This is a genomic window from Rodentibacter mrazii, assembly GCF_001998825.1.
GTDB classification, from domain to species: Bacteria; Pseudomonadota; Gammaproteobacteria; order Enterobacterales; family Pasteurellaceae; genus Rodentibacter; species Rodentibacter mrazii.
This window is the reverse complement of the sequence record NZ_MLHG01000064.1, coordinates 1-3,521: the sequence shown is the minus strand read 5'-3', so window position 1 is coordinate 3,521 and position 3,521 is coordinate 1. Positions and strand designations below refer to the sequence as shown.

The 3,521-nt window shown below is 40.7% G+C and carries 5 protein-coding genes; all 5 read left to right on the top strand.

What is annotated here, in order from left to right; all coding sequences use genetic code 11:
* The first annotated feature begins 128 nt into the window (after positions 1–128).
* The gene (hisH, locus tag BKK47_RS09580; RefSeq protein WP_077494628.1) at positions 129–722 is read left to right on the top strand and encodes an imidazole glycerol phosphate synthase subunit HisH; all 594 of its coding nucleotides are present in this window, start codon (positions 129–131) and stop codon (positions 720–722) included.
* Positions 723–746: 24 nt separating this feature from the next.
* Complete coding sequence (locus BKK47_RS09575) at positions 747–1,439, top strand: GNAT family N-acetyltransferase (RefSeq protein WP_077494627.1); 693 nt, start codon at positions 747–749, stop codon at positions 1,437–1,439.
* 59 nt (positions 1,440–1,498) lie between these two features.
* A complete protein-coding gene (gene hisA / locus BKK47_RS09570; protein ID WP_077494626.1) occupies positions 1,499–2,245 on the top strand; it encodes a 1-(5-phosphoribosyl)-5-[(5-phosphoribosylamino)methylideneamino]imidazole-4-carboxamide isomerase in 747 nt (248 codons plus the stop codon).
* On the top strand, positions 2,227–3,000 hold the full coding sequence (gene hisF / locus BKK47_RS09565; RefSeq protein ID WP_077494625.1) for an imidazole glycerol phosphate synthase subunit HisF: 774 nt from the start codon (positions 2,227–2,229) through the stop codon (positions 2,998–3,000). Before hisA ends, hisF begins: the two co-directional genes overlap by 19 nt.
* A partial coding sequence (locus BKK47_RS09560) for a Type 1 glutamine amidotransferase-like domain-containing protein (RefSeq protein WP_077494624.1) occupies positions 2,997–3,521 on the top strand: 525 nt, incomplete at its 3' end. The genes hisF and BKK47_RS09560, both read left to right, overlap by 4 nt.

Sequence of the window (3,521 nt, the reverse complement as noted above, 5' to 3'; positions counted from 1 at the left end):
TTATATTTTAGATTTAGATGCAGATAAAAAGAAACAGAAGATGCAAAAAGTTTGGAATTGGTTTTTTTCTATTTTAGGAATAATTATAAGTATATTAGGTTTATTTGATTTATTTAAATAGGAAATGTATGTCAATTTTAATTATCATCGACACCGCCTGCGCCAATCTCTCCTCCGTCAAATTCGCTTTTGACCGATTGGGCTATGCGGCTGAGATCACAAGTGATCTCAATAAAATTAAATCTGCCGATAAGCTCATTCTTCCCGGGGTGGGAACGGCAGTTGCAGCAATGAAAAGCCTACAAGCGCGAGGGCTAATTGAGGTGATCCAAAACCTCACTCAACCTGTGTTGGGTATTTGCTTGGGTATGCAGCTAATGACCGCCTTTTCCGAAGAAGGCAACGTGGAAACGCTGAACCTAATGCCAAGCCAGACGGCGTTAATTCCTGATACAAGTTTGCCTTTGCCCCATATGGGCTGGAATAAGGTGCGTTATGTGCAAGGCTGCCCACTGTTTGACGGCATTAAGCAAAATAGCCATTTCTATTTTGTGCATAGCTATGCGGTCAGCCCGAATGAGAGCACTATCGCCACCTGCCATTATGGTGTGGATTTTTCCGCTGCCATTGCCAAAGGCAATTTTTACGGTGTGCAATTCCACCCCGAGCGCTCGGGTAAAAATGGGGCGTTGTTGTTGCACAATTTTGTGGAAAAAATCTAGTGTTTAATTCCGTAAGGAGAAAATATGACGAGATATAATGAATTTAATCAACCAATTGGAGATGCTTTGCCTAATTTTACGGTTGGTGATTTACCTCAAGCGGTTTTATTGCAAGGACGATTTTGCCGTTTAGAAAAATTATCTCTTGCTAAACACGGCAAAGATTTGTTTGAAGTCTATTCTTCTCCATTAAATTATTGGACCTATTTATCTTTAATGCCTTTCAATGATGATAGAACGTTTAAAAGATTTTTCTATCAACTCGAAAATTCAAAAGACCCTTATTATTTTAGTATCGTTGATCAATCTAACGGGCAAAGTATAGGATCTTTTGCTTTAATGCGTATTGATCCTAAAAATCGGGTTATTGAAGTTGGTTGGGTTATTTATTCTCCTAAATTACAAAAAACGAAAATCGGTACTGAAGCACATTTTTTATTAGCTGAATACGTATTTGAACAATTGAAATATCGCCGGTATGAATGGAAATGCGATAGTTTGAATGAGGCTTCGCGTAGAGCAGCTAAACGCTTAGGATTTACCTATGAAGGAACATTCAGGCAATCGGTTGTTTATAAAGAAAGGAATCGTGATACAGCCTGGTTTTCGATGTTGGATACTGAATGGGAAAAGAATAAAGTACGTTTTAAACGTTGGTTGGCGGACGACAATTTTGATGTTAATGGCAAACAAAAAAGTTCGCTTTCAGCGATGTGATGTAAAAAGGGATATAGGCTCGAATACCCGTGATACATAAAGATAAGGATAAGCATAAAATGAAATCACAAATTATCCCCGCCCTTGACTTAATTGATGGTCAAGTGGTGCGGTTATATCAGGGCGATTATGCCCAAAAAACCTTGTATAGCGATAATCCTGTGGCACAATTTCAGGATTACGTTCGCCAGGGGGCAAAACAGCTTCATTTGGTGGATTTAACAGGGGCGAAAGACCCGGCTCAACGCCAGACAACACTGATTGGTGAAATTATCGCGCAAGTCCAATGCCCAATCCAAGTTGGTGGCGGTATTCGCTCAGAGCAAGATGTGGCAGATTTATTGGCAGTCGGCGCAAATCGTATCGTGATTGGCTCAACGGCAGTGAAAGATCGTGCAATGGTAAAAGGTTGGTTTGAGCGATATGGGGCGGATAAATTCGTCCTTGCTTTAGATATTAATATTGATGCAAGCGGTCAGAAAATCATTGCGATTAGCGGTTGGCAAGAGACCAGCGGAGTATCCCTTGAAGAATTGATCGAAGAATACCAAGCGGTTGGTTTACAACACGTGTTATGCACCGATATTTCACGAGACGGTACGCTTACCGGTTCAAACGTTTCCCTTTACCGTGAAATTTGTGCAGCTTTCCCCGAGATTCAATTTCAATCTTCAGGTGGGATCGGTTCACTTGCCGATATTGCAGCACTCAAAGGCACGGGCGTAGCAGGCGTGATTGTCGGGCGAGCGTTATTGGAAGGAAAATTTAATCTAGAGGAGGCTATTCAATGTTGGCAAAACGGATAATTCCTTGTTTAGATGTGAAAGACGGGCAGGTAGTAAAAGGCGTGCAATTCCGCAACCACGAAATTATCGGCGACATTGTTCCGCTTGCAAAACGTTATGCGGAGGAAGGGGCAGACGAGCTGGTGTTTTATGATATTACGGCTTCATCAGATGGTCGTACAGTGGATAAAAGCTGGGTGGAGCGTGTCGCCCAAGTGATTGATATTCCGTTTTGTGTGGCAGGCGGTATCAAGACGGTAGAAGATGCTGAAAAACTGTTTGCCTTTGGGGCAGATAAAATCTCAATCAATTCCCCCGCACTTACCGATCCCGCTCTGATTTCCAGATTGGCGGATTGCTTTGGGGTGCAGGCGATCGTAGTGGGGATCGATAGTTGGTTTGAAGCAAAGAGCGGCAAATACTGGGTTAATCAATACACAGGCGATGAAAAACGTACCCGCCAAACCCAATGGCAGTTGCTTGACTGGGTCAAAGAAGTACAGCAACGGGGTGCTGGGGAAATCGTGTTAAATATGATGAATCAAGACGGTGTGCGAAAGGGCTACGATCTGGAGCAGCTTAAAAAAGTGCGGTCGGTTTGCAATGTGCCTTTGATTGCTTCAGGCGGAGCAGGAGAAATGGTACATTTCCGTGATGCGTTTATTGAAGCGAACGTGGACGGCGCATTGGCGGCGAGTGTGTTTCATAAACAGATTATTCAGATTGGGGAGTTGAAAGCCTTTTTAATTACACAAGGTGTGGAGGTAAGAAAATGAGTAAGAAATTATTTTTAACATCATATTTAGCTGGGACAAAAAATTTACTTAGTACGTTTCTTTCTCCATTAAAAGATAAACGTGTTTTATTTATACCGACTGCTGCCAATGTTGAAGAATATACAGCATATGTAGATGAAGCATTATCTGTTTTTAAACATTTAGACATTGATGTTCATGTTTTAGATATCAGTCAAGCTGAAAGGGAATACGTTATTTCAGCACTTGAAAATTTCCCTTGTTTATATGTGTCTGGAGGAAATACATTTTACTTATTACAGGAATTAAAGAAAAAAGATCTCATTGCCGTTATTAAAAAGAGAATTTTGGAGAATTTGATCTATATTGGAGAGTCAGCAGGTGCAATTATTGCATCAGAAAACATAGATTATATTCAACTTTTAGACGATAGAAATAAAGCATCAGCATTAGAGGAATATTCAGGATTAAATTTAGTAAATTTTTATATATTGCCACATTACGAAGAATTTCCATTTGTCGAGAGTACGAAGAATACGATG